A 23270-nucleotide genomic window follows, 5' to 3' on the forward strand; every position below is an offset into this window, starting at 1 on the left:
GTGGGTAGAAGTTATCCGTTGTTCTATCGCGTCTCCGGCGCCGTTGCGCGCCTGCTGATGCGTTCGGTGGCCCGTCTGCGCTGGCAGCGCGTAGACAACTTCCCGAAGGAGGGCGCGTTCCTGGCGGTGGGCAACCACGTCTCCAACGCGGACGGCCTGACGCTTCTCCACCTGCTGCTGGACCAGAAGATCCCGGCGCGCATCCTGGCCAAGCACGAGCTGTGGCGCATCCCCGTGCTGAGCTTCTTCCTGCGGCGCAGCGGCCAGGTGCCGGTGGTGCGCGGCTCTGCCCGGGCGGTGGAGGCGCTGTCGGCGGCATTCAACGCGTTGGAGAAGGGGGAGGTGATCGCCCTCTTCCCGGAGGGCACGCTGACCTCTAACCCCGACCTGTGGCCGATGACTGCGAAGCTGGGCGCCGCCCGCCTGGCGCTGGCCTCCCGCGTGCCGGTTATCCCGGTGGGGCAGTGGGGCGCGCACGCCCTCTACCGCCGCGAGGGCGGGGTGCCGCGCTTCTGGCGCCGCCCGCGCATCGTGGCCCGCGTGGGCAAGCCGGTGGAGCTGAGCGACCTGTACGGCCGCACCGACGCCGCCGCCTACAAGGAGGCAACGCACCGCATCATCCTGGCGCTCACTTCGCTGGTGGAGGAGCTGCGCGGCGAGCAGGCCCCCATGCCGATGTGGGATTCGCGCCGCGACGGCCGCACCTATGACACCTCACCGCGTGTGCACGACGTCCAGTGGAACCCGCTCCTGAGCGTGCCTGCCGAGCAGTCGCGTGGCGGCGACATCACCGAACTCCTGGAACGCGAGGCCGCCGCGCCGGCCGGCGGTGGCTACGACTCCGCCCCCTACACGTGGGGCAAGCGGGCCGACGACGCTGCCCGGCCGCGCCCCGAACTGGCCGGCCCGTCCGTGCCCGCCTCCTCCCCGGAGGCCGTGGCTTCCAAGCAGGCCGGTGAAAAGCGGGCCGAGCAGGAGGGGGCGACCGGCGGAGCGTCGGGCATCAAGGCGGATCGAATCGTTGCGCCCGAAAAGCCGGGCAGCCAGCAACCCGGGCAGGGAGCATGAACGGTCACATCGCCGTAATCGGCACGGGCGCGTGGGGCACCACGTTCGCGCAGGTGTGCGCGCACGCAGGTAACCAGGTGGTCATGTGGGGGCGCGACGCGCAGGTGGTCGCCTCCATCAACGCCCACTGCAACGAGCGCTACCTGCCGGCGCTGAGGCTGGATCCCAAGATCGGTGCCACCACGGACATGCTCGGTGCCGTGGAGGGCGCCCAGCTGGTGGTAGTGGCGATCCCGTCGCAGATCGCCCGCGAGGCGCTGGCCCCCATTCGCGGCAAGCTGGGGCCCAAGACCGTGGTGCTCTCCCTGATGAAGGGAATCGAGCTGGGTACGGACCTGCGCATGAGCGAGGTCTTGGCCCAGGCGCTCGCGGTGGACCTGGCACAGGTGGCGGTGCTCTCCGGGCCCAACCTGGCCAGCGAGATCGCCGAGCAGCAGCCCACCGCCACCGTGATCGCCGCCAAGGACGAGGCCGTGGCAAACCGGGTGGCGCAGCTGTGCGCCGCGCCCTACTTCCGCCCCTACACGAACACCGACGTGGTGGGCGTGGAGCTGGGCGGCGCCGTGAAGAACGTGATCGCCCTGGCCGCCGGGATGGCACTCGGGCTGGGGTACGGGCAAAACACCGCCGCCACGATCATCACCCGCGGCCTGGTGGAAACCACCCGCCTGGGCGAGGCCATGGGGGCGGAGCGAGAGACCTTCGCGGGCCTGGCCGGCATGGGTGACCTGGTGGCCACCTGTGCCTCGCCGTTGTCTCGCAACCAGCGATTTGGGCGCGCGATCGCGGAGGGCTGCAACCTCGAAGAGGCCCAGCGGCGCACGGGTGGAACGGCAGAGGGTGTGAAGTCATGCCAGTCGGTCAGCCACTTGGCCAAGAAGCTTGGGGTGGACATGCCCATCACCTTCGGCGTGCTGGCGATCCTCCACGGCGGAATCGACCCCAAGGAAATCACACGCGTGCTGCTGTCCCGCCCCCGCAAGGCCGAGGGCGTCAGCGGCGCCACCCAGGAATGACCCTGAACAGGGCGCAATTATCAAGGTAGTGAGGTCATCTTGACTGAGGCACAGTCCGGCGCAGCGAAGCCCCGGGTGGCGGTAGTTTTCGGTGGACGCTCCGGCGAGCACGGCATCTCCTGCGCCACCGCGTCCAACGTGCTGGCGGCGATCGACAGGTCCCGGTACGACGTGGTGCCCGTGGGCATCACCCGCGAGGGACAGTGGGTCCTGGTGGCTGACGACCCCGAGCGCTACGCCCTGCGCGACGGCGAGCTGGCGCAGGTGGTGGCGCAGTCCCCGGCACTCCAGATGGTTCTGGAGGACCGCGGTGTGCTGCAGCTAGTTGCCGGCGCGCAGCGCATCGACGTGGACGTGGTGTTGCCGCTACTGCACGGCCCCTACGGCGAGGACGGCACCATCCAGGGCCTGCTGGAGCTCACCGGCGTGCGCTACGTGGGCTGCGGCGTGCTGGCCTCCGCCGCCGCGATGGACAAGCACACCACCAAGCTGGTCCTGGCGGGCGAGGGCCTGCCCATCGGCCGCTCCGTGTCCATCACCGACTCCCTGTGGCGCCGCGACCGCGCCCTCTGCCTGGAGACCGTGGCGGCCCTGGGGCTGCCCGTGTTCGTCAAGCCCGCCCGCGCCGGCTCCTCCCTGGGCATCAGCAAGGTGGAGAGCGCCGACCAGCTGGTGGAGGCGATCGAGGAGGCGCGCCGCCACGACCCGAAGGTCGTCGTGGAGGCCGCAGAGGTCGGACGAGAGGTCGAGGTGGCCGTGCTGGGCGGGCGCGACGGCGCCGCCCCGCGCACCGCGCCCCCCGGCGAGATCGTCATGAACGGGCAGAGCGAGTTCTACGACTTCGACACCAAGTACGTGGCCGGCGCGGACCTCAACCAGATCCCCGCCCAGTTGCCCGCGCCCGTGACCAAGCGGCTGCAGGACCTGGCCGCGCGCGCCTTCGAGGCGCTTGGCTGTGAGGGCCTGGCCCGCGTGGACTTCTTTGTCCGCCCCGGTGGCGACGTGGTGATCAACGAGGTCAACACGCTGCCCGGCTTCACCCAGTTCTCCATGTACCCGCAGGCCTGGCTCGCGGCCGGCATGAGCTACCCCGAGCTCGTCACCGAGCTGATCGAGCTAGCACTCGAGCGGCGTGTGGGCCTGCGCTGAGCGGGGGTTTGAGGCGGTAACACCGGTTGCCGCCAACGGTGCGCCGATCCCTACGGGGGCCGGCGCACTGCGTTTCCGGGGCCGGGTCGGGGTTGGCGCGTGGCCGAGCCGGGGGCGGGGGAGGCGCGGGGGTGCCGAGCCGTCACTGCGCGGATGCGGCCTTTCCCCCTTGCGTGCTCGTATTGAAGGGTGAGACTACGGAGCTCAACTCTTGGAGGGGTGCCGGTTGACTTGTACGCTAAATTGAATCAATCAAGTTTAGCGAGTGGGGTGATGGTGGTGACTCACCAGCAGGAAATGCAGGAATCTGACGCGAAACAGATCTCCCTGGACAAGGTGCCGCAGGGGTGCTGGGCAACGGTCATCGCCATCGAGACGGGGCTACCCACGCACCTGAGCAGGCGCCTGCTGGGCTTAGGTCTAGTGCCCGGCACGCGGGTGCAACTGGTCCGCCCGGCCGCCTACGGTGGGCCGGCCATCTTCCGGGTCGCCAATCACGACGTTTGCCTGCGCCCGGACGACGCCTCCGCCATCACCGTGGTGGCAGCGTAGTTGCGCCCCGTGCGCGGGGAGCTGCCGGGCCTCGACAGGTTGCAGCGGTGGTCGGGAGCATGCTCCCAAAGCCAATCCGGCTGCCGGGCCAGGGCGCTTGAGTTAGCGGGTCAGGGGCAGCACGTGGGAGCGGGCCGGGCGTTTTGCCCGGCCCGCCGCGCATTCGCGAGAGTTAGTCCTTCTGCTGGCTGCGGCGTGCGGCCTCGACCTGGGCCCGCTGCCGCGCGGCCTTCTTGGACAGTCCGGCCGTGGAGGGTCGAGCCTGCTTCTGCTCCTCCCTGGCGACGGGAGCCTTGCTGGCGCGCCACGTGGGGCGAGCAATGCCCGCGTCGCGGTCGCGGTTCCACGCGGCCGACACGTCACCAAACAAGGTCTTACGCACGCCACGGTGAACGTCGCGCATCCGGTAGAACAGAATCAGGCCCACTAGGAAGCAAGAGACGATGACGACGGCGCCCCAGAACTCGTCGTACAGAGCAACGTATCCGCCGCCAAATGCCGCCACCAGGGCGCAAACAGTGATCGTGAGGCCGACCGCCCAGCGGTAGTTGCGGCGCTGAGAGAAATCCATTACTCCGTCCTTGGCAGTAGATAACGGTGCAAAGTCTAGCCGCAGCGCGATACGGTTAGAGAATGAGCAAGCCTGTGGTGACCTTTGCAACCAGCGCAGATCAACCGAACCTAGACGTCGAGGAGCATCCGCTCCTGGACGCAGTTGCCGAGCGTGGCATGGACCCGCGTGTGGCAGTGTGGGACGACCCTAGCGTCAACTGGGGCGACGCGGGCGTCGTAGTGGTGCGCGGAGTGCGTGACTACGCGCAAAAACGCTCCCAGTTCATCGAGTGGGCCGGCTCCATCCCGCGCCTGCTCAACCAGGCACCCGTGCTCGCGTGGAACACGGACAAGCACTATCTACAGGAGCTGGAGGCGCGCGGGCTGCCCACCATCCCCACCACCTGGCTGGAGCCCGACGCCGGGCTGACCAAGCACCAGGTGCACTGCCGCTTCCCCGCCCAGGGCGACTTCGTGGTCAAGCCCGCCATCTCCTCCGGCGGTCGCGGTACGGGCCGCTACACCTCCACCGACGCCAAGAGCCGCATGGAAGCGATCACGCACGCCGTGCGCCAGCTTCGCAAGGGCCGCACCGTCATGGTGCAGCGCTACCTGGAGACCATCGACACCGCCGGTGAGATCTCCCTGGTCTTCTTCAACGGCCTCATCTCCCACGCCGTCTCCAAGCAGGCCATGCTCCACCCCTCCTTCCGCTCCGTGGAAGAGGTGCAGCGGGAGACTGCCGTGCAGGTGCGGGAGGTAACTGAGGCCGAGCGCAACTTCGGTGAGCGCGTGCGCAGCGTGCTGCACGGTTACATCAAGGACACCGTGGGGCGCGACATGCAGCTGTTGTTCAACCGCATCGACCTGGTGCCCGACGGCAAGGGCTCCTTCTACGTCATGGAGGTCTCCCTGATCGACGGCTCCCTCTACCTGGGCGCCGTGCCGGAGGCCGTGGGCAACTTCGCCGACGCCATCGCCCAGCGCGTGTTCTGGTAGAACGCCAAAGATGGGCTGAGGGGGCCGCCGGGGCTGTAAAGCCACCGGCGGCCCCTCAAGTCGCTAATGCGTGCTGAGTGCGGGGCGGGCGCGCGGCCAAGCGATGCCGGCCGCGCGCGGGGCGCGGCCAGGAGGTAGTGGCCGTGCTGGCACGCGATCAGTCCACCCAGACCTCGGTATAGTCGGCGCAGGAGTACCGGAAGGTGGAGTACTGTGCCTCGCGGATGAAGCTCATCTTGCCCACCAGGGTCTTGTCCGCCGGGGACCACTGGGACTCGATAGTCACCTGCGGGTTGTAGGTGCCCGCGTATGCCTCGATGCAGCTGGTCTCGGGGGAAGGCAGATCGGAACGACCATGGGCCGCGAAGAACAGGTCGGTGTAGTCGTAACCGAGCACCACCGCGTAGTAATCCTCGCTAAAGCGGCTCACCCCGACGGACGGGACGGTTACGGTGCCGATCTCCGCCCCGGAGTAGTCGGTTCGACAGGAGTAGAGGAAGGTGTACCTCCCGGAGATTAGGGCCGGGAAGGTCAAGGTGCCCTCGAAGTGACCGGTCGTGTCCGTCGTGAGGGCGCTGTCGGCGAGGCGGGCCGTGTAGGACTGCCCGTCGTCGCCCGCAATCATCAGGCAGGAAGTCTCCGGCCGACGCAGATCGCTCGGGCCCGTGGCCGTGAAGTCCACGTTCAGGCGCAGACCGTCCTGGGAAACGCCCGTCACCTGTGCGGCGTAACTCTCCGAGTACCTGCTTTCTGCCCCAGCCTGCAGTTGCGCCGATGGCGCCTCCGGCAGGCGCAGGTTGGTCCGCGAGGGGGAGGGGGTGGGCGTGGCTACCTGCGTGGTGGTCGCGGGTGTTGCGGACGCAGCCTGAGTTGTTTCGCGTGCGGCGGGGGAGGAGGAAGCGGTAGGGGCTGCAGCCCCCTGCGGCTCGGGCGCCGAGCGGCCCTTGACGAGCCAAACTACCGCTCCGGTAGCCACGGCGGCCAGCGTGACCGTGGCGATGATGGCGGCCATCAGGCCGCGCTTCTTGCCCGGTTCGCGGGCCGGGACCGGGGAAGTGATCGGGGCCGAGACCGGGGCCGGGACCGGGGAAGTGATCGGGGCCTGGGGCGGGAGTGCAGGCGCGGCCGGGGCAGGTTGCGGGGCTGCGGGCGGCGCAGCCGCAGCTGCCACCGGCGGGGGCGGCACAGGAGTAGCCGCCGAGGCTGGGCCCAACGGGGCCGGGCTGACCGCAGGCTGTGTGGGAGGCGGGAAGTTCAGCGGGGCCTCCTGCTGCTGACACCACGGGCACTGACTGTAAGTCTCCGGATAGACGTGCTGGGGATTGAGACGGCAGACCAACATCGGCAGGGCCCTTCCGAGAATGAGTGAGGCCGGGAACGCGCACGCAATGTTGGCGTTCGCGGCAGCGGAGGTGACGGGATGCGGCGCGGGGCGTCGTTCAGGGCGGGGCTCGCCGCAGGGGCTCAATCCCGCCGCAGAACCCGGCGGCGCCGGGGCAGGTACCTGCCCCGGCGAGAGCATACTGAGCGCACACCGGGCCGACGGGAAACCGCAGTGTGAGGGAGCCGATCTAGGGGCGCTGCGAGACCGCAACCGGGGAAGGTGCGCCTAGCGCCGCTGGCCGTAGGCCCCGGGCCCGGGCGGCACGGAACGTACTTTTGCGACATTGGGGTACATGCGACCGATCGGGGGCACGCCCCCAAGCGGTCGCATGTACCCCGCACTAGCATTTGCGTCGCGCCCCTTGGCGATAAGGCCCCGAGCCCGCGCCGACTCCGCCCAGCCCCGGCGCGTGCGTGGCCCGGTCCTCGTGCGCTTGCCGCCCAGCACACGGCACCCGGTGGGCATGAAAAAGCCCAGTCCGCACGGACTGGGCCACCACGCATTTTGCTGCCTGGACTCACCACATGAAAGAACCCAGTCCGCACGGACTGGGCCTTACCTGGGGTGGCTGAGTAGCACGTTCGGCAACTCCGCCCCAAAGACGAAGACCCTGATCAACCGCCTGAACCGTGGGGTCTACGAGGTCTCCCGACGGCCCGAAAGCACCGCTCCCAGGGATGATCGTGGTCCCGTTGTAGGGACTGTCGAGACGGCTCAAACTTTCCTCACGGCCGCCGAGGTGGACGCGCTCGTGGGTGACTACCTGGCCGGGATGAGTGTGCAGTCTCTCGCCGAGAGGTTCGGCATCCACCGGGCCACGGTGTTCTCCCATCTGCGTCGCTGCGGCGTGCCGAGCCGCCGACCAAGGCTGGGGATCGACGAGAAGGCCGAGGCGGTGCGCCTCGCACGCGCGGGTGTCTCCATGCGCGCGATCGGTCGCCGGATGGATGTGGACCGCAAGGCCGTGCGCGCGGCCCTGGTCGAGGCGGGACTCATCGTGGGTGGCGCCGATGCCTCATAGCGCTGTTCCGGGTCGCTGGTCGTGGAGAGTTTTGCCGGACATCGTCGCTCTCGACGTGTCTCGCCCCACAGACCGAAACAGACGGCTAGCGTTCGGCATGAACGACTGCTCTCGCCGGTTGGCCGAGGGCGTGGATCGCCGGACGGAGCACGAGAGCGGGGCTGGGTATGGCTTACGAGCAGCTACCGATAGTCGAGGTCGACCTCGATCAGCTCTTCCTTGACCTGGAGAACTACCGCATACCGACGCGCCGCGACGACGAAGCTGGTGCGCTGAAGTACTTGTTTGCGTCGGAGGACGTCCTCGGAGCGGCGCGACTGATCCTCCGTGACGGTTACTTCGACAACGAAGTCCCGATTGTGACGTCGGCATCGGACTCCGGGAGCGGTTCCCCATACACCGTGTTGGAAGGCAACCGTCGAGTCAGTGCGCTCAAGGCGCTTCGGGACCCGACGATCGTGCCCGGCCATGAGGCAGAGATTCGAGCCCTGCTGAAGCGGTACGCAGTGGAGGCGGAGAATCTTCCGGAACGGGTTCGTGTGATCGTCGCTCCCGACCGAGCGGCAGCGGCACCTCACGTAGCAAGGTTGCATACCGGCATCTCGAAGAGGCGCTGGAGCCGTGATCAGCAGGCCACCTTCTACTATTCGCTCATCGACGAGCAGACCACGGTTGACGATGTGAAGGCGCAGTACCCGGACGTCGGGGTCGCCAGGTTCATGAAAATGGCCGTAATGCGGCGCTTCCTAAGTGCAGCACCGTTTTCTGATCACTCTCTCCGCGAGTATGCTCAAAGTGACGCCTTGAAGATGTCAGCCTTCGAATATGCCTACCGAAACAAGGAGATTGCCTCTGCGATCGGCGTGGAGTTCGATAAGGATGGCATGCTCCTGCCGCGGGCATCGACGCCCGAAAAGATTGCTGTGAAGTTGACGAAAGAGAAGCTCAGCGCTTTGGAGTATCTCGTCGGCGAGTTTCGTGCCGGCCATCTCAACACTCGCTCGCCAGAGTTCAAGAAGAGCAAGCAGGAATATCAGTCCCTGGTGAATCGCCTCAACGGCGTCTCGACTCCTACTTCGCCACAACCAGCGCCGCCCGATCTTCCCGCGCAACCAACGCCATCAGGACCATCCCAAGGCGGTCCGTCCAGTGTGTCCGGCGGGCCCGGCAGTGGTCGGGGTGGAACCGGTCCGACTCCACCTGGCTCACCTGGTGGCACCGGCAGCCGTGGGCCCAACCATCCAGACACGAAGGACACGCTTGACCTGTCGGGGCTTGACTACGAGAACGCGCCACTGAATCTCAAGCTGCGATACTTCGAGCTGCGCAGGATCAGCCTCACGAATCTCCCAATCGCGGCCGCGATCCTCATGCGCTCAGTATTGGAGGCGACCATCAAGGTCCATTTCGAGGGCGACCCAACCCCCGCCACCGGCCAGTTGAGCGATGCATTCAAGCATGTCGTGCAGGCCTACGGTCAAGAGAAGTCTCTCAAGTCGACCATTGCCACTATTCAGTCGGGTAACGCTCACAAGCACGGGTCGATCCAGTGGTTCAACCTCATCGCGCACAGCGCCGATGCTTCCGTTAGCGCGGATGACGTCCGGCAGGCATGGAAGGTCGTGAACCCGCTGCTTAGGCGTTTGTTGCGCCAGTCATCGCGGGCGTCGTCAGCGACGACTTGATCACCCGCGCGACCGAAGGGGATGCTACGAGCAGCTCTTCCGCCTGTCCCGGATACCTAGCGGAGTAGGTGAGCTCTAGTCGGCACTGGAACTGATCTCGGTACAGCTTTTCGATCAGTGGAGCCGCGTCATAGGTTATTAACCAGTGCGCCTCTTCGACTGAGTTGACGATCGTCGAGAGGGCCTTGTGGTCCCGCCCGTCGAAGGCGTTTAAGTAAAGTTGCGATCCTGCCTGCACGTAGGGTGGGTCGATGTACATAAACGATCGCTCATCGTGAGAGTACTGCTGAATCACGGTCCGGCCATCGAGGTCAGAGACCGTGATGTGATCTGCCAGGTCGCCGATTGCCGTCAACCGCTGAACGAGAGTTTGTCGGTTGAACCGGGCATCAATCTTGTACTTCCCCTCCTGGCGCTGCCCACCGATAACACCTGCGTTCAGAATCCCCGAGCGATTAGTGCGGTTCAGGAAGAAGAAGGCGAATCCGAGACGGAGTATATCGCTCTCATCTCGGCTCCGATATATCTCTCGTTGCCTCAGCCACTCGTCAATGGTCAACGGCGTTGACTCGACCAGCTCAACAAAGCTCGCATTGTGGGCAACGACAGACCTCCAAAAGGCATGGACGGCCGGGTCGATGTCATTGATAACCAAGTGCCGAACGATGCCCTCACGAAGTAGCGCGATCCCTGCGCCTGCGCCCCCGGCGTAGGGCTCGATGTATCGGGCTTCTTCGACGCCCAGGGCGGTGATGATGTCAGCAAAGAACCCCGCGAGCGCTGACTTACCGCCTGGGTATCGAAGCGGGGAGAGTGTGCCGTAACGGCGTGATCCAACGACACGCAGGCTGTCATTCATTGGAGTCTTTCCCTCACTCGATGTGCAGCAACTCGGCAGCGAGCAGAGCAGAAACGCGCGTCACCTCGGCCGAGAAAGGGGTCGCCGCAGTGCTCACAATCTCGCCATGCGTCGCGACGACGAAGGCGCTCGCGACGCAGAGCACGGTCCAACTCTGTTAGGCCAGCCTCAGGTAGATAGCCCAGACTCTTCATGTTACGAATAGTACTCGTTACGCGGCGAGCTGCGAGTTGCAACGCGGACAGTGCGCCAGGTGTGGATCTTCGGCGGCACCGCCTTCGCGCTCAGAGCGGAGGGAGCTCCGAGCCTCGTTGCCGCGAGATGCTCAGTGCGCACCTCCTCGGCAGGAAAGCCGAGAGGAAGCGAAGATGGCTGGCTTGACCGACCTTGCAGGTGATGAGCGGGCGGCGCGGATGGTGTTGTCCCTTCTTGTTGAGCCCAATGATCGGGTGACGGGTCGTCTTCTTGCTCGGCTTGGAGCGGTGGGGACGCTCTGGCTTGCCGAGCACGACAGCGCGGTGGTGGGCCTCAGCCCTGTGGACGCGCAGTTCTGGCGGGGCCACTTCGACGTCCCCGCGGTGAAGGGCATCGCCTCCCGTCTGGACCAGGTTCAGCGGTCAGGGGTTCGGGCACTCATTCCCGGTGATGCCGACTGGCCTGCTGCACTCAATGATCTGGGCGTGGGAGCCCCGTACGTGTTGTGGGCTCGTGGTGCGTCGTCATTTCTCGCTCGCCCGGTGCAGGACTTCATCACGATCACGGGGGCACGCGCTTCCACTTCTTACGGCGACCATGTTGCCCGCGAGCTCGCCGCTTCGATGGCTGCGGACGAGCGGGTGGTCGTCGCCGGTGGCGCGTATGGGATCGACGGTGCCGTGCATCAGGCGGCGCTCGCCGCAGGTGGGGACACGATCGCGATTCTCGCTAACGGAGTTGACCGCCCCTATCCTGCTGGCCACCGTGACCTACTCGAACGCGTGGCCGATGTCGGGCTTCTTGTCAGCGAGGTGCCGCCCGGTGCAGTTCCGACCAGGAATCGGTTCATCGCCCGCGCGCGGCTGATGGCGGCGCTCTCGTCCGCGACGGTCGTCGTCGAGGCGGGAAGCCGGTCGGGCTCCTTGGTGGTGGCGCGTCACGCTTTCGAGTTGGGTCGGGGCGTGGGGGCCGTACCAGGCCCGGTGACGAGTGTCGCGAGCATCGGGTCGCATCGTCTGCTTCGGGATGGCACCGCTTCGCTGGTCGCCGACACGTCTGATCTTGCACGTCTGGCGGAACGCGGCACTGGGCACCGTGTTTCGGTGCCACGTGCGCAGATCAAGGCGGATCGACTCCGCGCGGCCAAGCCTGCTCCTGCACACACGTTTGTAGCCGAGTACCGGCGGTCGAACGGCGGAGTTTTACCTCAGCGGCTGATTCGAGCTCAGGTCGAGACAGCTCATCGTGCGCACTGGGCTCGGCACGATTCCTGGCCCGGTTCTCCTGGGCGCGAGCCCTGACCAGCAGCACCACGCTCACTGGGCCGATGACGACCATCTTGAGAGCGTTCCAGATGCAGACCAGCACGACGAGGTGGAGCCATCCGGGGCCACCGTTGTCGATGAGCCGGGTGCACCAGACGGCTATGGCCAGGTAGGGAACGCCCAGCAGCATCGCCGGCACGCCCCACTTCAGTCCCCGCCTGCTCCGGATGAGGTCGAGAACGATGTTGCTTGGCATGTAGCGGCGCAGGAAGTAGCGGGCCTTGACGCTCAGCCCCCACAGAAGGTGGATCATGATGGGCTCCTCTCAACACGCAGGTGCATCGTTGAGGCGGTGCGTGGAGAGCGACCCGAAGGTCTGCCGCAGACGGCCCAAAGGTAAGGAGAAATCCGCCTCACCTCAAGGCTACGTCTACCGCCGGACAATCGGAAGCGTCACATGTTGCGTCCACTCTGGGCCCGGCTCCTCCTCGCAGCCTGGAGCCCAGCCGCCGAAGTGAGGCTCTCCTCTGAGGGGGAGAGCACCCGATCAAGAGCGGCCCGCGCTCGCGCGGCGTCGATCTTCTGCGCTGTGTTGTCTGGTTCCGGGCCGAGGGGTGTTTGGCTGGTGATGCGGTAGCGGTCTCGGTATGCGGCGACTGTGCGTGCGGCTCTCCGCCAGGCCGCGGCTTGGTGTTGGTCGCTGGGTGGGGGGCCGATGGTTTTGGTCCAGGGTGCGTTCTCGGTCAGGGCGGTGTCGAGGACGGCGTCGGCGCGCGTTTCGATGAGTGCTTCTCGTTCGTGGAGGGCGGCTCGCATCTCGGCGTCGATGACGCTGTGGGCGTGTGGGATGAGGCCGGCGATGAGGCGTGGCGGTTTCCGGGTTCGCCCTGATCCTGCGGGTCGCGCGGTTGCTCGTTCGACGCGGTGGTGGAGGACGGCGGCGATGTCGTCGGCGTCACCGAACCCCCGGGCAGCGACGAGCCGCGGTAGGAGGGCATCAAGGTTGTGGTGGTTGGCTTCGGCTCGGCGGAGTTCGGCCGTGAGCGGGCCGAACGCTTCGGATCCGATGGCGCGGCCGGCTTGGTCAGTGGTGAGGCCGGAGGTGCGGAGGAGGGTGGCCCAGCGGTCGTGTTGGGCGGCTGCGGCGATGGTTTCGTATTCGGCGGCGAGTTGCGCGATCGAGCCCCACTGGTCGTGTTCGGCGGTGATGGCCTGGTGGGCGGAGAGTTCGGCTCCGGAGTGTTGTAGGACTCCGTAGAGCACGCTGCGCGCGGTCACGTGCGGGTTGTCCCCGGGGTGTGGCTGGGTGTGGTCGTCGGCGCGGTCGAGGGTGACGTAGGCGTGGTTGGCGTAGCGTCCGCGGGTCATCGCGACGTAGAAGGTTTCCCTGGTGGAGGTGGGTTCGACGAGCACGTGCGCGGTGTCGGTGGTGGTGCCTTGGGCGCGGTAGGCGGTGACCGCGTAGCCGAGGTCGACGTGTTCGGCAACGTAGGCGGCTGGGAGGAGGATGCTGCCGCCGAACCGGCGTCCGGGCTTGCGGATGGTGAGGGTGCCGTCGTCGCCGACGCCGGTGATGGTCCAGATGTCGCCGTTGCGTACCCAGTCCCGCCCACTGGCGGTGCGGAGTCTGCGGTTGTTGCGGCGGGTGATGATCGTGTCGCCGATTCCCGCGGTGGTGCCGTCGTCCAGTTCGACCTCGCGGCTGGGAGTGAGGGTGCCGTCGAGGATCAGGTCGGCTCGGGCACGGGCGTTCAGGGCGGACACGTCTTCGTGGGTTTCGGCGATCAGCACCGATACGAGACCTTGGTCGCGGTCGGCCCGCCACGCGGTGTAGGCGGCGTCGGTCATGGCGTCGTGGTCGCCGTCGGTGATGCGCTGGTGGTCGAGGTAAGTGTCGATGACCTGGGGGTGCCCGTGACGCAACGCGAGGGATGCGGTCTTCTCCCAAGCGTGGGAGAACCGGTGCACGTCGACCAGTTCTGGCGTGTCGACCCGGTTGTTGGCGATCATCGCGAACGCGCCGCCGGCGTCCACGGATTGCAGTTGGGCGTAGTCACCGACCAGCAGCACCTTCGCCCCAGCAGTCTGGGCGAGGTGGGTGATGCGGTCCAACGAGAGGGTACCGGCGAGGGAGGCTTCGTCGATGATGACGATCTGACCCTGCTGGAAGGTGGTGCCGTGCAGGAGATGGTTCTGCCACCACTTCGCCGTGTTCTCGGTCGCGATCCCGAGATCCTCGGCCAACACTTGGGCGACGACCGCGGAGGGGGCGAGACCGACGACGGAACCAGGCCCGTGTTCGGCTTCCCAAGCGCGGCGCAGCGCATTCATGACAGTGGTCTTGCCCGCCCCCGCGGGGCCGACCAGGACGTCGAGCATCCGCCCGGATGCGGCGATGCGGGTCAGGGCGTCGGCTTGGTCGTCACCGAGTATCCGCCCATCCACGTCCGGTCTACCGGTGGCCTTCTCGACTGTCGCCAGCGCCACCGTTGGCCCGGAGAGGTCGTTGGCGCGTTGCAGGAGCCGGTCCTCGGCCGCCAATAGGACCTCGGAGGAGAACACGGTCGAGCCTTTCGGCCGGAACACCGTCGAGCCGTCCGCCCGGCGGAACACCAACGGGGAACTGGCCAGGTCTGGGGGCGTCAATCGGAGTGATGCGTGTTGGGCGGCGTCGGCGACCATCGCGATTATCGTTTCCCGGTCCTGCATGGTGGCGAATCGCCAGCCCATCGTCTGCCGGGACGCCTCCGCTATGAGGTTCCAGCGCCGCCAGGTCGAACGCTTCTCCCCGACGGTCTCCACCACGCGCCGACCGAGGTCGCCGATCACATCGAGTGGCACATCGTCGGCGCGGAGCAGTAGCGGCTGCTCGTTGTTGGTGACCTCTCGTGCCCACAGGGTCGCGTCCCGGCCCAGGATCGTGGTGGCGCGGGTCCGCCAGTCGGCGGTGAGATCGGCCAGGGACCGGACCTGCTTGTCCGGCCGGGTCGTCAACGTCGCCTGCGCCCGCAGCTTCACGACCACCGCCGGGGACGGCCGCCGCCCATGCTCCTCGACATAGGCCGCAATGAGCCGATCTGTTTCGGCGTCGATGTGCCGGGCGCGGGTCGAGAACTCGGTCACCAGATCCTCCGGCACGCCCGAGATCGCCCACGCCGGGTTCCGATCGCGGCCCATCTCCCGGGCCTCCCACTCGACGCCGAACGTGCGGGTCATGTGGTCGGCGAACACCGCCTCATGCAACTCCGAGAGCGCGACCACGGCGGCGTGCATCGGGCGTCCGTCCAAGCTGCGCCACTTACCGTCCAGGACCGTCTTGGCCTTGTTGCTGATCACCACATGCGTATGCAGGTGAGGGTCGCCGACGCGGGAGTCGAAATGATCGAACGCGGTCGCGACCAGCCCGGTGACTTCGACCTGCGCAACGGCACCGTCCCCGGCGGTTGCGCCCGTGCGGGTGGCTGCAACCTCGCGCTCCATGAACGCAACTACCTCCGCAACCGCCCGATGATGTGCCTCCCCAATCAGCGCCTGCTCCCCGGCATCCGCCACGGCCCACAGCACGCTCGCGGACTTCGGGATCGAGAAGGTGAAGTCGAACCCTGCCACGGCGCGCCGGGTGCCGCGAGCGGTCTCCTCGGCCACGATCTGCGTGACCACCTCGCCTTTTGCTCCAGCGGTCAACGACGGATCGAGAGCGGAAATCCGGGATTCGATCCGCTCCGCCGGGGTCTTGTAGTTCGGGAACGCCAAGCCGAGTGGGTTGCCGGTGATGGGGTCTCGCCCCATGCCGATCAGGAGTTGGAGCTGGGCCTCTGAGAGGCGGTCTCGGACGGAGAGTTCACCGTGCCCCAGCGCGCCGACTCCAGCGCCGAGCCAGCGTCCGGGAGGGGTGCCGGCCTCCGCGTAGTAGCGAGTCAACGGCGTTGATAGAGACCTCTCACCGTCAGCGGCCGCGATCGTCTTGAGCAGGTACTTGTAGCCGTCACCCGCCGACATCACGCGCATCGAAACCGTCATGCTCACCTCCGTCTTGCCGGGCAGGTGAGCACCCGCGCCCGGTGACTTCTACGGCGATAAAGCTCAGTTCCCCTCGACCTGCAAGAGGCGTGTGGCCTCAGGAAGAGGTTGGAGCAAACGCCTGAGGACGAGGCGTCGGTGACGGTGCCAGCGGGCTCTGGGCGGGGTGGCTCCGGTCGGCGTGGGCGGTCATCGGATGCGTGTCGGAGGCGTGCACCTGACAGGTGACCAACTCGGCATCAGTTCTCGACGAGGCACCGGATGCCGTGGACGCCTGCCAGCCGGAGCGCTCTTCATGCACGAACTCAACGCCAGCAGCGATTCACCACTCAGGATCGGCTCGCTGTTCAGCGGCTACGGCGGCCTCGACCTCGCCGTCGAGCACGCCTTCAACGCCAGAACGGAGTGGTTCTCCGAACTCAACGAGCCCGTCGCCCGCGTCTTCGCCAAGCACTGGCCCGACGCCCCGAACCTGGGCGACATCACCACCATCGACTGGAGTCAGGTCGAGCCAGTGGAGGTCCTCATCGGCGGGTTTCCCTGCCAGGACGTGTCCACCGTCGGCAAGCGCGCCGGCATCGCGCCAGGCACCCGCTCGGGGCTGTGGGCACACATGGCCGCAGCGATCGACGTGCTCCAGCCTGAATGGCTCGTCATCAAGAACGTCCGCGGGCTGCTGTCCTCACCCGCGACGCGGCCCGCCGCAGAAAGAGACGACCCATGAACAACGCAACCCCCGTGACGCAACCCCCGACGGCGCAACCCTTCGCGGACTGGAACCCGACCCGTGGCACCTGGGAGACAACGCAGCTCGACCTCTACGGGCTCTCGGCGCCGTTCTCGGCGATCTGGCCGACCTGCGGTTGGATGCACGATGGATCGGCCTACCGGCTTCCCTTGTCGGCGCTCCTCACCACCGGCTCCGCATCTTCATCCTCGGCCACCGTACGCTTCCGAACCCCACTGGCGACCGACTCTTCGCGTGGCGGGGAGACTCTCGATCAGGTGCGAGCCCGGCGAGGGACGATCGCGCTCTCGCACCAGATCATCGACTTCGCACTCCACGGGCCACCTGGCTCACCGAGCAGGAGAGCCGAGTCGGAGACGCTGTGGTCCCTGATCGACGGACTGTTCAACGCTGGGGACGCTACGCCGACGCAATTGCCCGGTGGGAGTACGTCATCGGGCGACCCGCGCCTGCGCCAGCCCTCCTGAACGACGCCGACGGACCCCGCCCAGCACCAGCCTTCGTCGAATGGCTCATGGGCTTGCCCGCAGGCTGGGTCACTGGCACCGACGACCTGACGCAGAATCAGCAGATCACCGCACTCGGCAACGGCGTGCTGCCGCTACAGGCTGCGTCTGCGCTGACCGGTGCTGTCCGGTTGGGGAACAAGGCGGCGGCCCGCTAGCGGCTGAGGGGGGTGCCCCTATGTTGTTTGTCAAGCGGCTTGAACGAGTTTTGGGCTTGGTTGTGGGGTATAGAGGGTGCCTGTGCGGATCATGGCGTGCAGGGTGAGGATGCGGCGGTGGGCCAGGGCGAGGAGTGCTTGGTTGTGGCGTTTGCCTTGGGCGCGTTTACGGTCGTAGTAAGCACGGGAGGTGGCATCGCTTCGTAGGGAGGCAAAGGCAGCTAGGAACATGGCTCGTTTGAGGCGTTTGTTGCCTGTTCTGGATACGTGTTCACCTCTGATGGAGCTGCCCGAGCGTCTGGTTACCGGGGTTAGACCGGCGTAGGAGGCTAGGTGGGCTGCGGTGGGGAAGGTCTTGCCCAGGGTCTCGGCGAGGAAAACAGCTGCGGTCCTGATTCCGATCCCGGGCATGGAAGTCAGGACCTGGAAAAGAGGGTGGGCCTGCACTAGGTGCTCGACCTGGGTGGCGATGTCTTTGCGTTGGGCGTGCAGGGTGATTAGCTGCTGGGCCAGGTGGGGCAGGACTGTGCCTGCGGCTTGGGTGCCGGCAACGGTGACACTTTGTTTGGCTAGTGCTTGGACGATCTGGTCGGCCCATGCGGCGTAGAGTTTGGCTCCGTTGGCTTTGAGTTTGGCGGCAATCCGCGTCTTTCCAGCTTTCTTCAGTTGGGCTGGGGTGGGGTAGGTGTTGATGAGCTGGAGTATGGAGTCATGCTCCAGTTTGGGGCCAAGGACAGCTTCCAGGGCGGGGTGGATCTGGGTGTACAGGCCTCTGATCCGGTTTGCTGTCTGGTTGACCTGACGGGCTAGGTCCAGATCAAACCCGGTCAGCATCGCCAAGGCCGGGCCGTCCTGTTCTCCATCGCCTAACGCGCGCAGGGTGTGAGGCATGGTCAAAGCAGCCATGGCGATCACGGCGGCGTCACGTTTGTCTGTTTTCGCATTGCCCGGGGTTAGGTCGGCGATACGGCGCATGGACAGACCTGGCAGGTAGGCCACGGTGATTTCCATGTCTTGGGCTACTGCCACGGCCAGGGCCCCGATGGTGGCTGGCTGGTCCACCACTACCAAGACCGTGCCGTGTCTAGCTAGGTCTTGGTAGAGCGAGCGGAGTTTGGACTCGTCGTTGGGCAAAGGCTTGTCTAGCAGTTTCTTGCCCGCGCGGTCTAGGGCGTGAGCCCAGTGTTCGCTTTTGCCCACGTCGATGCCGACAAAGACTGAGATCTGGTCTACTTCCATGTGTCCTGCCCCTTGCTAAACCACGGCCAGCGCCACGGTCGCTAGTCCCGCACCCACGTGTGCGTTAGACCTCGCTACAAGCGGGTCGTTCCCCTAATCAGCGTCTCCCCTGCGCCCAACTGTCGTGGGTGACAACACCCCCCGGATCATTGGTTAGACAGGGGCAAACCATCATGCCCACGACAGCTGGCCGAGCCCGGAACAACCGAGCCACAAACAAGGTAACGGGGAAGACCGCCGCCGCGAGCGGTCGTATGCGCTCCTCTGCGGCCCAAATCAGGCGCCCTCGATAATTCTCGCCTAGACTTGGAGGTGGCTGCGTGCTCGCTTCCGACGATCGCAGCACACAGGGGCGCCCTCGGCGCACAGGCCGAAGGAGAACAGATGGCTGACGTGCAGGATCGCTGGCTATCCGTCGAGGAGATTTGCCAGCACCTCGGAGTGAGCAGCGACACCGTCTATCGCTGGATTGATCGCTCAGCCATGCCCGCCCACAAGATGGGGCGAAAGTGGGAGTTCAAACGAGACCAGGTTGATGCCTGGGTCGAAGCTGGCGGCGCTGCCGGCGACGCGCGCGAAGAGGCGCCCGAAGGCGGGGCCAAGTGACCACGCCCCGCGTTCGAATCAACGCCGTGGACCTGTTCAGTGGGGCAGGCGGGCTGACCCATGGCCTTGCCAAGGCCGGAATCAACGTCCGCGTCGGCGTCGATGTCGATCCCGCGTGCGAGTACCCGTACACGGAGAACAACAAGGCCAAGTTCCTCCTCAAGTCAGTCGGGGACATTGAGTCCGACGAGCTCGCCTCGTACTACCTGCCGAGAAGCGTTCGCCTGCTGGCTGGCTGCGCCCCGTGTCAGACGTTCTCTTCCTACAACCAGAAGGCTTCAACCGACGACGACCGGTGGTGGTTGCTGCGGCATTTCTCGCGGCTTGCAGGAGAATTGCTCCCAGAGTTGGTCACCATGGAGAACGTGCCCGGTCTGCTCGACCATGCTGTCTTCGATGAGTTCGTTGCATCGCTTGAAGCCAGCGGTTACGAGGTATCCAAGCAGGTTGTCAACTGCCAAGACTACGGTGTTCCGCAGCACCGAAATCGACTGGTTCTCCTCGCTTCGCGCCTTGGCCCGATCAGTCTCCTCACCCCCGCTCAGTTCAAGGCGAAGCCGACGAGCGTTCGCGAAGCGATCGGCAACGGGAGGGTGCCACCCCTGGCAGCGGGCTCAGCAGATGCAACAGATCGGTTGCACCGAGCCTCTGGGCTGTCCTCACTGAATCTGCGCAGGATCAAGGCGTCGAAGCCCGGCGGCACCTGGCGTGATTGGCCCGACGAACTTGTCGCTGAGTGCCACAAGAAGGAGTCCGGCAAGACCTACCCCGGTGTGTACGGTCGCATGGCTTGGGACGAGGCCGCTCCTACCATGACCACCCAGTTCTACGGGTTCGGTAACGGACGCTTCGGGCACCCTTCCCAGGATCGAGCGATCTCTCTACGAGAGGGAGCGATCTTGCAGGGCTTCCCCCCGAACTACCAGTTCGTCGCGCCCGGTGCCCCTGTGCACATGAAGACCATCGGCAGACTGATCGGCAACGCAGTGCCTGTCACACTTGGCGAACTCATCGGCCGGAGCATGAAGGCCCACGTCAAGGCGCATCGTGAGGATGTTCTTCGTCTGCTTGCTGAGGGCCAGCTCGCATGACACCTGACCAAGCACTCTCGACTCAGACTGTTCCTGAACCCGGCCAGCTCGTCGAGGTACGTCGTCGCCAATGGGTTGTGTCTGAAGCGCCAACAGGGAGCGCGCTGCCCGGGACGCGTCCGCAGCACCTCGTCACGCTCTCCTCGCTGGACGAGGATGCGCTAGGAGAAGAGCTTCAGGTGATTTGGGAACTTGAGCCTGGTGCGCAAGTACTCGAAAAGGCCGGGCTGCCGGAGCTCACCGGCTGGGACTCGGATGACCGGCTGGAGGCTTTCCTTGACGCGGTGCGCTGGGGCGCGGCAACCAACGCGAACCGCACGTTCCTCCAAGCACCGTTCCGCAGCGGCATCTCCATTGAGGACTATCAGCTTGATCCACTCGTCAGGGCCATTGACATGGCACGGGCGAACCTCCTGATCGCGGACGATGTGGGCCTCGGCAAGACCATTGAGGCTGGCCTGGTTGTCCAGGAGTTGCTGATCCGGCATCGAGCCCGCACGGTTCTCGTCGTTTGCCCAGCGAGCCTTCAGATCAAGTGGCAAACGGAGATGCAGGAGAAATTCGGTCTGGAGTTCCGAATCGTCGATACGGAGTACGTCAAGCAGCTACGACGCAGCAGAGGAATCCAAGCAAACCCGTGGACTTCTTTCCCACGGCTCATCACGTCAGTGGATTGGGCCAAGTCAGGCGAGGGCCTGCGGTTACTCAAGGACATCCTCCCTACCTCAAGCACCTACCCGCGTAAGTTCGACATCCTCATCGTCGACGAGGCCCACAACGTCGCGCCTGCCGCAGCCACGCGGTATGCCCTTGAGAGCCAACGAACGAGGCTGATCCGGACTCTCGCCCCCAACTTCTCCCACCGCTTGTTCCTGACTGCCACCCCGCACAATGGCTACCAGGCGTCCTTTACCTCGCTGTTGGAGCTTCTGGACGATCAGCGTTTCGCTCGCTCCGTTCTGCCGGACGAACAACAGCTGCATCGCGTCATGGTTCGCCGCCTCAAGAGCGACATCACGGACCCTGACGGCAAGCGCATCTTCCCCGAGCGAAGACTCGTCGCGCTCGAAGTCGCCTACACCGAGAGTGAGATCGAAGCACACGCACTGCTTCAGGATTTCATCACCGACCGCTCAAAGTCTGTTGGCAGTGGCAAGTATGCCTATGGCACGGATTTTGCTCACAAGCTCCTCAAGAAGCGCCTGTTCTCTTCGCCGCTCGCGTTTGCGACGACGCTCGCGCGCCACCGCGAGACGCTGAGCCGCGGCTCGCGCGCATCCAAGCCCCTCGGCGCCATGGATGATCGGGTGTTGCGCAAGGCGATCCTTCGCGCCGAGGAGGACCAGGCGAACGACTCCACGCTGGAGGACGCCCAGCACGAGGCCGTGGAACTGGCCTCCGAGCTCGCCGTACCGCTGACCCAGAGCCAGCGCGACACGCTGGACCGGCTGACCGTCTGGGCCGAAGGCGCGCGCAACAAGCCCGACTCCAAAGCGAAAGCGATCCTCGAATGGATTGAGTCGCATCTCAAAGAGCCCGATGGTCAGTGGAACAACAAGCGCGTCATCCTGTTCACTGAGTACCGCGCGACGCATAGCTGGCTACAGCAGATTCTCGCGAGCCACGGATACGGTGGCGACCGCCTGGCGTTCCTCCACGGCGATGTCGACCCGGACGATCGCGAGACCGTGAAGGCGGCCTTCCAAGCCGACCCAGCGGTGTCCCCAGTGCGCATTCTGCTTGCAACCGACGCCGCATCCGAGGGGATCGACCTCCAGAACCACTGCAACTACCTCATCCACGTCGAGATTCCCTGGAATCCGAACGTCATGGAGCAGCGCAACGGGCGCATTGATCGCCACGGCCAGAAACAAGACACCGTTTTCATCTGGCACCCGGTGGGTCGAGCACGCAGCGCCAGCGCACTCACCCCAGCTGAGGTTGCTGGCGACCATGAGTACCTGATGCGAGCGGCGAACAAGGTCGAAACGATCCGCGAAGACCTCGGCAGTGTTGGGCCAGTCCTCGCGCAGCAGATCGAAGAGATCATGCTCGGTCGGCGGAACCGCTTCGATACGGTCTCGGCCGAAGCCAACGCAGCACGCGCCCGCCGCTTCGTTGCCGCTGAGCGCCAACTGCGCGATCGGATTCAGCGCTTGCACCAGGCGCTGATCCAGGCGCAAAGCGAATTTCGCATGTCACCAGAGAACATCGAACGCGCAGTCAGCGTGGCCCTCGACCTGGCCGAGAAGCCTCCACTGACCCAGGTGAAGCTGTCCGGCGCGTCAGACGCAGTTGCTTTCACGGTGCCTGAGCTCAATGGCTCCTGGGGCAAGGCAACTCGGGGACTTGAACACCCACACACCCACGAACGGCGCCCGATCACTTTCGATCATGAGGCGTCGAAGGGCCGCGATGACGTGGTGCTTGCGCACCTCGGACACAGACTGGTCCAGATGTGCTTGCGGCTCCTACGCGAGGAAATCTGGAAGCCGCACGACACCAAGAAACTGAACCGCGTAGCGGTCCGGGCTGTATCGGACAGCCTTGCTCCGCAGCCCGTTGTCCTCCTCTGGTCACGACTCGTCATCACCGGCGGGGATCACCGACGGCTTCACGAAGAACTCACTCTGTCCGGAGGTGAGCTTGGCCACGACCGCTTCAACCGGATCACCCAGGTTGCCAAGCGTGAAGAGCTGCTCGCATCGGCCACCCCGGTCAATCCGAGCGACGCGCTGTTCGCCGTACTCAAGGAGAGATTCGCGAACAGCGAGCAATCCATCATGAGCGCGGTCGAAGCCCGGTCCAAAGAGCGCCTCGACAGCCTCGACAAGACACTCAACGATCGACTGACCCACGATCTGACCGACCTCCACTCTGTGCTCGACGAGCTCGAACAAGCAATCACCAAGGAGCTGAACCCCAACGACGCCGAGAGCAATCTCTATCTACCGGGCCTGTCGCCGCAAGAGATGAGCCAGGTAGCCAAAGACATCGCTGCCCTCGAAGGCCGCCTCGACCGCATCCCGGCAGAACGCGCGGCTGAGGAGGCGGCTATCAAGCGTCAGTACGCCGATCCTGTCGCACGCACCTTCCCCGCAGCGGTGATTTTCCTGGTCCCTGAGTCTATGGCACGGAGGGGCTGAACGCGTGGTCG

At 65.7% G+C, this 23270-nt stretch carries 19 protein-coding genes and 1 pseudogene; 13 read left to right on the forward strand and 7 right to left on the reverse strand.

Annotated elements, in window-relative coordinates:
- Nucleotides 1–18 precede the first annotated feature (18 nt).
- The 4 genes from AC4PWQ_RS05250 (at nucleotide 19) to AC4PWQ_RS05265 (ending at nucleotide 3785) form a co-directional block, all read left to right on the forward strand.
- Nucleotides 19–1068 carry a lysophospholipid acyltransferase family protein gene (locus tag AC4PWQ_RS05250; RefSeq protein ID WP_371152505.1) on the forward strand — a complete coding sequence of 350 codons (1050 nt, stop codon included), beginning with the start codon at nucleotides 19–21 and terminating at the stop codon, nucleotides 1066–1068.
- Nucleotides 1065–2084, forward strand: coding sequence for an NAD(P)H-dependent glycerol-3-phosphate dehydrogenase (locus tag AC4PWQ_RS05255; protein ID WP_371176682.1), 1020 nt, complete (start codon nucleotides 1065–1067; stop codon nucleotides 2082–2084). Before AC4PWQ_RS05250 ends, AC4PWQ_RS05255 begins: the two co-directional genes overlap by 4 nt.
- A 39-nt stretch (nucleotides 2085–2123) precedes the next feature.
- Nucleotides 2124–3233, forward strand: coding sequence for a D-alanine--D-alanine ligase family protein (locus AC4PWQ_RS05260; protein WP_371176683.1), 1110 nt, complete (start codon nucleotides 2124–2126; stop codon nucleotides 3231–3233).
- 279 nt (nucleotides 3234–3512) lie between these two features.
- Nucleotides 3513–3785 carry a FeoA domain-containing protein gene (locus tag AC4PWQ_RS05265; RefSeq protein ID WP_492089984.1) on the forward strand — a complete coding sequence of 91 codons (273 nt, stop codon included), beginning with the start codon at nucleotides 3513–3515 and terminating at the stop codon, nucleotides 3783–3785.
- Between the two features lie 172 nt (nucleotides 3786–3957).
- On the opposite strand, the gene AC4PWQ_RS05270 is transcribed toward AC4PWQ_RS05265, so the two are convergent.
- Nucleotides 3958–4356: a hypothetical protein gene (locus AC4PWQ_RS05270; protein ID WP_371152501.1), complete on the reverse strand. Its 399-nt coding sequence runs from the start codon at nucleotides 4354–4356 to the stop codon at nucleotides 3958–3960.
- Nucleotides 4357–4418: 62 nt separating this feature from the next.
- On the opposite strand from AC4PWQ_RS05270, the gene AC4PWQ_RS05275 reads away from it, so the two are divergent.
- Nucleotides 4419–5336, forward strand: a complete 918-nt coding sequence (locus tag AC4PWQ_RS05275) for an ATP-grasp domain-containing protein (RefSeq protein ID WP_492089985.1) — start codon at nucleotides 4419–4421, stop codon at nucleotides 5334–5336.
- A 157-nt stretch (nucleotides 5337–5493) separates the two neighbouring features.
- On the opposite strand, the gene AC4PWQ_RS05280 is transcribed toward AC4PWQ_RS05275, so the two are convergent.
- A complete protein-coding gene (locus AC4PWQ_RS05280) occupies nucleotides 5494–6522 on the reverse strand; it encodes a hypothetical protein (RefSeq protein ID WP_371176686.1) in 1029 nt (342 codons plus the stop codon).
- A gap of 937 nt (nucleotides 6523–7459) precedes the next feature.
- On the opposite strand from AC4PWQ_RS05280, the gene AC4PWQ_RS05285 reads away from it, so the two are divergent.
- Both AC4PWQ_RS05285 and AC4PWQ_RS05290 read left to right on the forward strand, forming a co-directional pair.
- Complete coding sequence (locus AC4PWQ_RS05285; RefSeq protein WP_492089986.1) at nucleotides 7460–7741, forward strand: hypothetical protein; 282 nt, start codon at nucleotides 7460–7462, stop codon at nucleotides 7739–7741.
- A gap of 167 nt (nucleotides 7742–7908) precedes the next feature.
- On the forward strand, nucleotides 7909–9426 hold the full coding sequence (locus AC4PWQ_RS05290) for a hypothetical protein (RefSeq protein WP_492089987.1): 1518 nt from the start codon (nucleotides 7909–7911) through the stop codon (nucleotides 9424–9426).
- On the opposite strand, the gene AC4PWQ_RS05295 is transcribed toward AC4PWQ_RS05290, so the two are convergent.
- Nucleotides 9377–10285 carry a DNA adenine methylase gene (locus AC4PWQ_RS05295; RefSeq protein ID WP_492089988.1) on the reverse strand — a complete coding sequence of 303 codons (909 nt, stop codon included), beginning with the start codon at nucleotides 10283–10285 and terminating at the stop codon, nucleotides 9377–9379. The genes AC4PWQ_RS05290 and AC4PWQ_RS05295 overlap by 50 nt on opposite strands.
- A gap of 13 nt (nucleotides 10286–10298) precedes the next feature.
- Nucleotides 10299–10430, reverse strand: coding sequence for a hypothetical protein (locus tag AC4PWQ_RS05300; RefSeq protein WP_435942137.1), 132 nt, complete (start codon nucleotides 10428–10430; stop codon nucleotides 10299–10301).
- A gap of 268 nt (nucleotides 10431–10698) precedes the next feature.
- Between AC4PWQ_RS05300 and AC4PWQ_RS05305 the strand changes: the two are divergent.
- Nucleotides 10699–11535 (forward strand): annotated as a pseudogene (locus AC4PWQ_RS05305) (DNA-processing protein DprA); the annotation flags it as partial.
- A gap of 64 nt (nucleotides 11536–11599) precedes the next feature.
- Here AC4PWQ_RS05305 and AC4PWQ_RS05310 read toward each other — a convergent pair.
- Nucleotides 11600–12058 carry a hypothetical protein gene (locus tag AC4PWQ_RS05310; RefSeq protein WP_492090065.1) on the reverse strand — a complete coding sequence of 153 codons (459 nt, stop codon included), beginning with the start codon at nucleotides 12056–12058 and terminating at the stop codon, nucleotides 11600–11602.
- Between the two features lie 140 nt (nucleotides 12059–12198).
- The gene (mobF, locus tag AC4PWQ_RS05315) at nucleotides 12199–15765 is read right to left on the reverse strand and encodes a MobF family relaxase (RefSeq protein ID WP_492089989.1); all 3567 of its coding nucleotides are present in this window, start codon (nucleotides 15763–15765) and stop codon (nucleotides 12199–12201) included.
- A 295-nt stretch (nucleotides 15766–16060) separates the two neighbouring features.
- Here mobF and AC4PWQ_RS05320 point away from each other — a divergent pair, with 295 nt between their 5' ends.
- On the forward strand, nucleotides 16061–16489 hold the full coding sequence (locus AC4PWQ_RS05320; protein ID WP_492089990.1) for a DNA cytosine methyltransferase: 429 nt from the start codon (nucleotides 16061–16063) through the stop codon (nucleotides 16487–16489).
- Between the two features lie 538 nt (nucleotides 16490–17027).
- Nucleotides 17028–17177, forward strand: a complete 150-nt coding sequence (locus AC4PWQ_RS05325; protein ID WP_492089991.1) for a hypothetical protein — start codon at nucleotides 17028–17030, stop codon at nucleotides 17175–17177.
- 30 nt (nucleotides 17178–17207) lie between these two features.
- On the opposite strand, the gene AC4PWQ_RS05330 is transcribed toward AC4PWQ_RS05325, so the two are convergent.
- Nucleotides 17208–18416, reverse strand: coding sequence for an IS110 family RNA-guided transposase (locus tag AC4PWQ_RS05330; protein ID WP_492089992.1), 1209 nt, complete (start codon nucleotides 18414–18416; stop codon nucleotides 17208–17210).
- Between the two features lie 384 nt (nucleotides 18417–18800).
- Between AC4PWQ_RS05330 and AC4PWQ_RS05335 the strand changes: the two genes are divergently transcribed.
- The 3 genes from AC4PWQ_RS05335 to drmD are packed head-to-tail and all read left to right on the forward strand — an operon-like array spanning nucleotide 18801 to nucleotide 23259.
- Entirely contained in the window at nucleotides 18801–19022 is a 222-nt protein-coding gene (locus AC4PWQ_RS05335) for a helix-turn-helix domain-containing protein (protein ID WP_492089993.1), read from the forward strand.
- 26 nt (nucleotides 19023–19048) lie between these two features.
- Nucleotides 19049–20113: a DNA cytosine methyltransferase gene (locus AC4PWQ_RS05340; protein WP_492089994.1), complete on the forward strand. Its 1065-nt coding sequence runs from the start codon at nucleotides 19049–19051 to the stop codon at nucleotides 20111–20113.
- Complete coding sequence (gene drmD / locus AC4PWQ_RS05345) at nucleotides 20110–23259, forward strand: DISARM system SNF2-like helicase DrmD (RefSeq protein ID WP_492089995.1); 3150 nt, start codon at nucleotides 20110–20112, stop codon at nucleotides 23257–23259. The genes AC4PWQ_RS05340 and drmD overlap by 4 nt, the downstream gene beginning before the upstream one ends.
- The last annotated feature ends 11 nt before the right edge of the window (nucleotides 23260–23270 follow it).

The organism is Buchananella sp. 103232 (assembly GCF_058725725.1).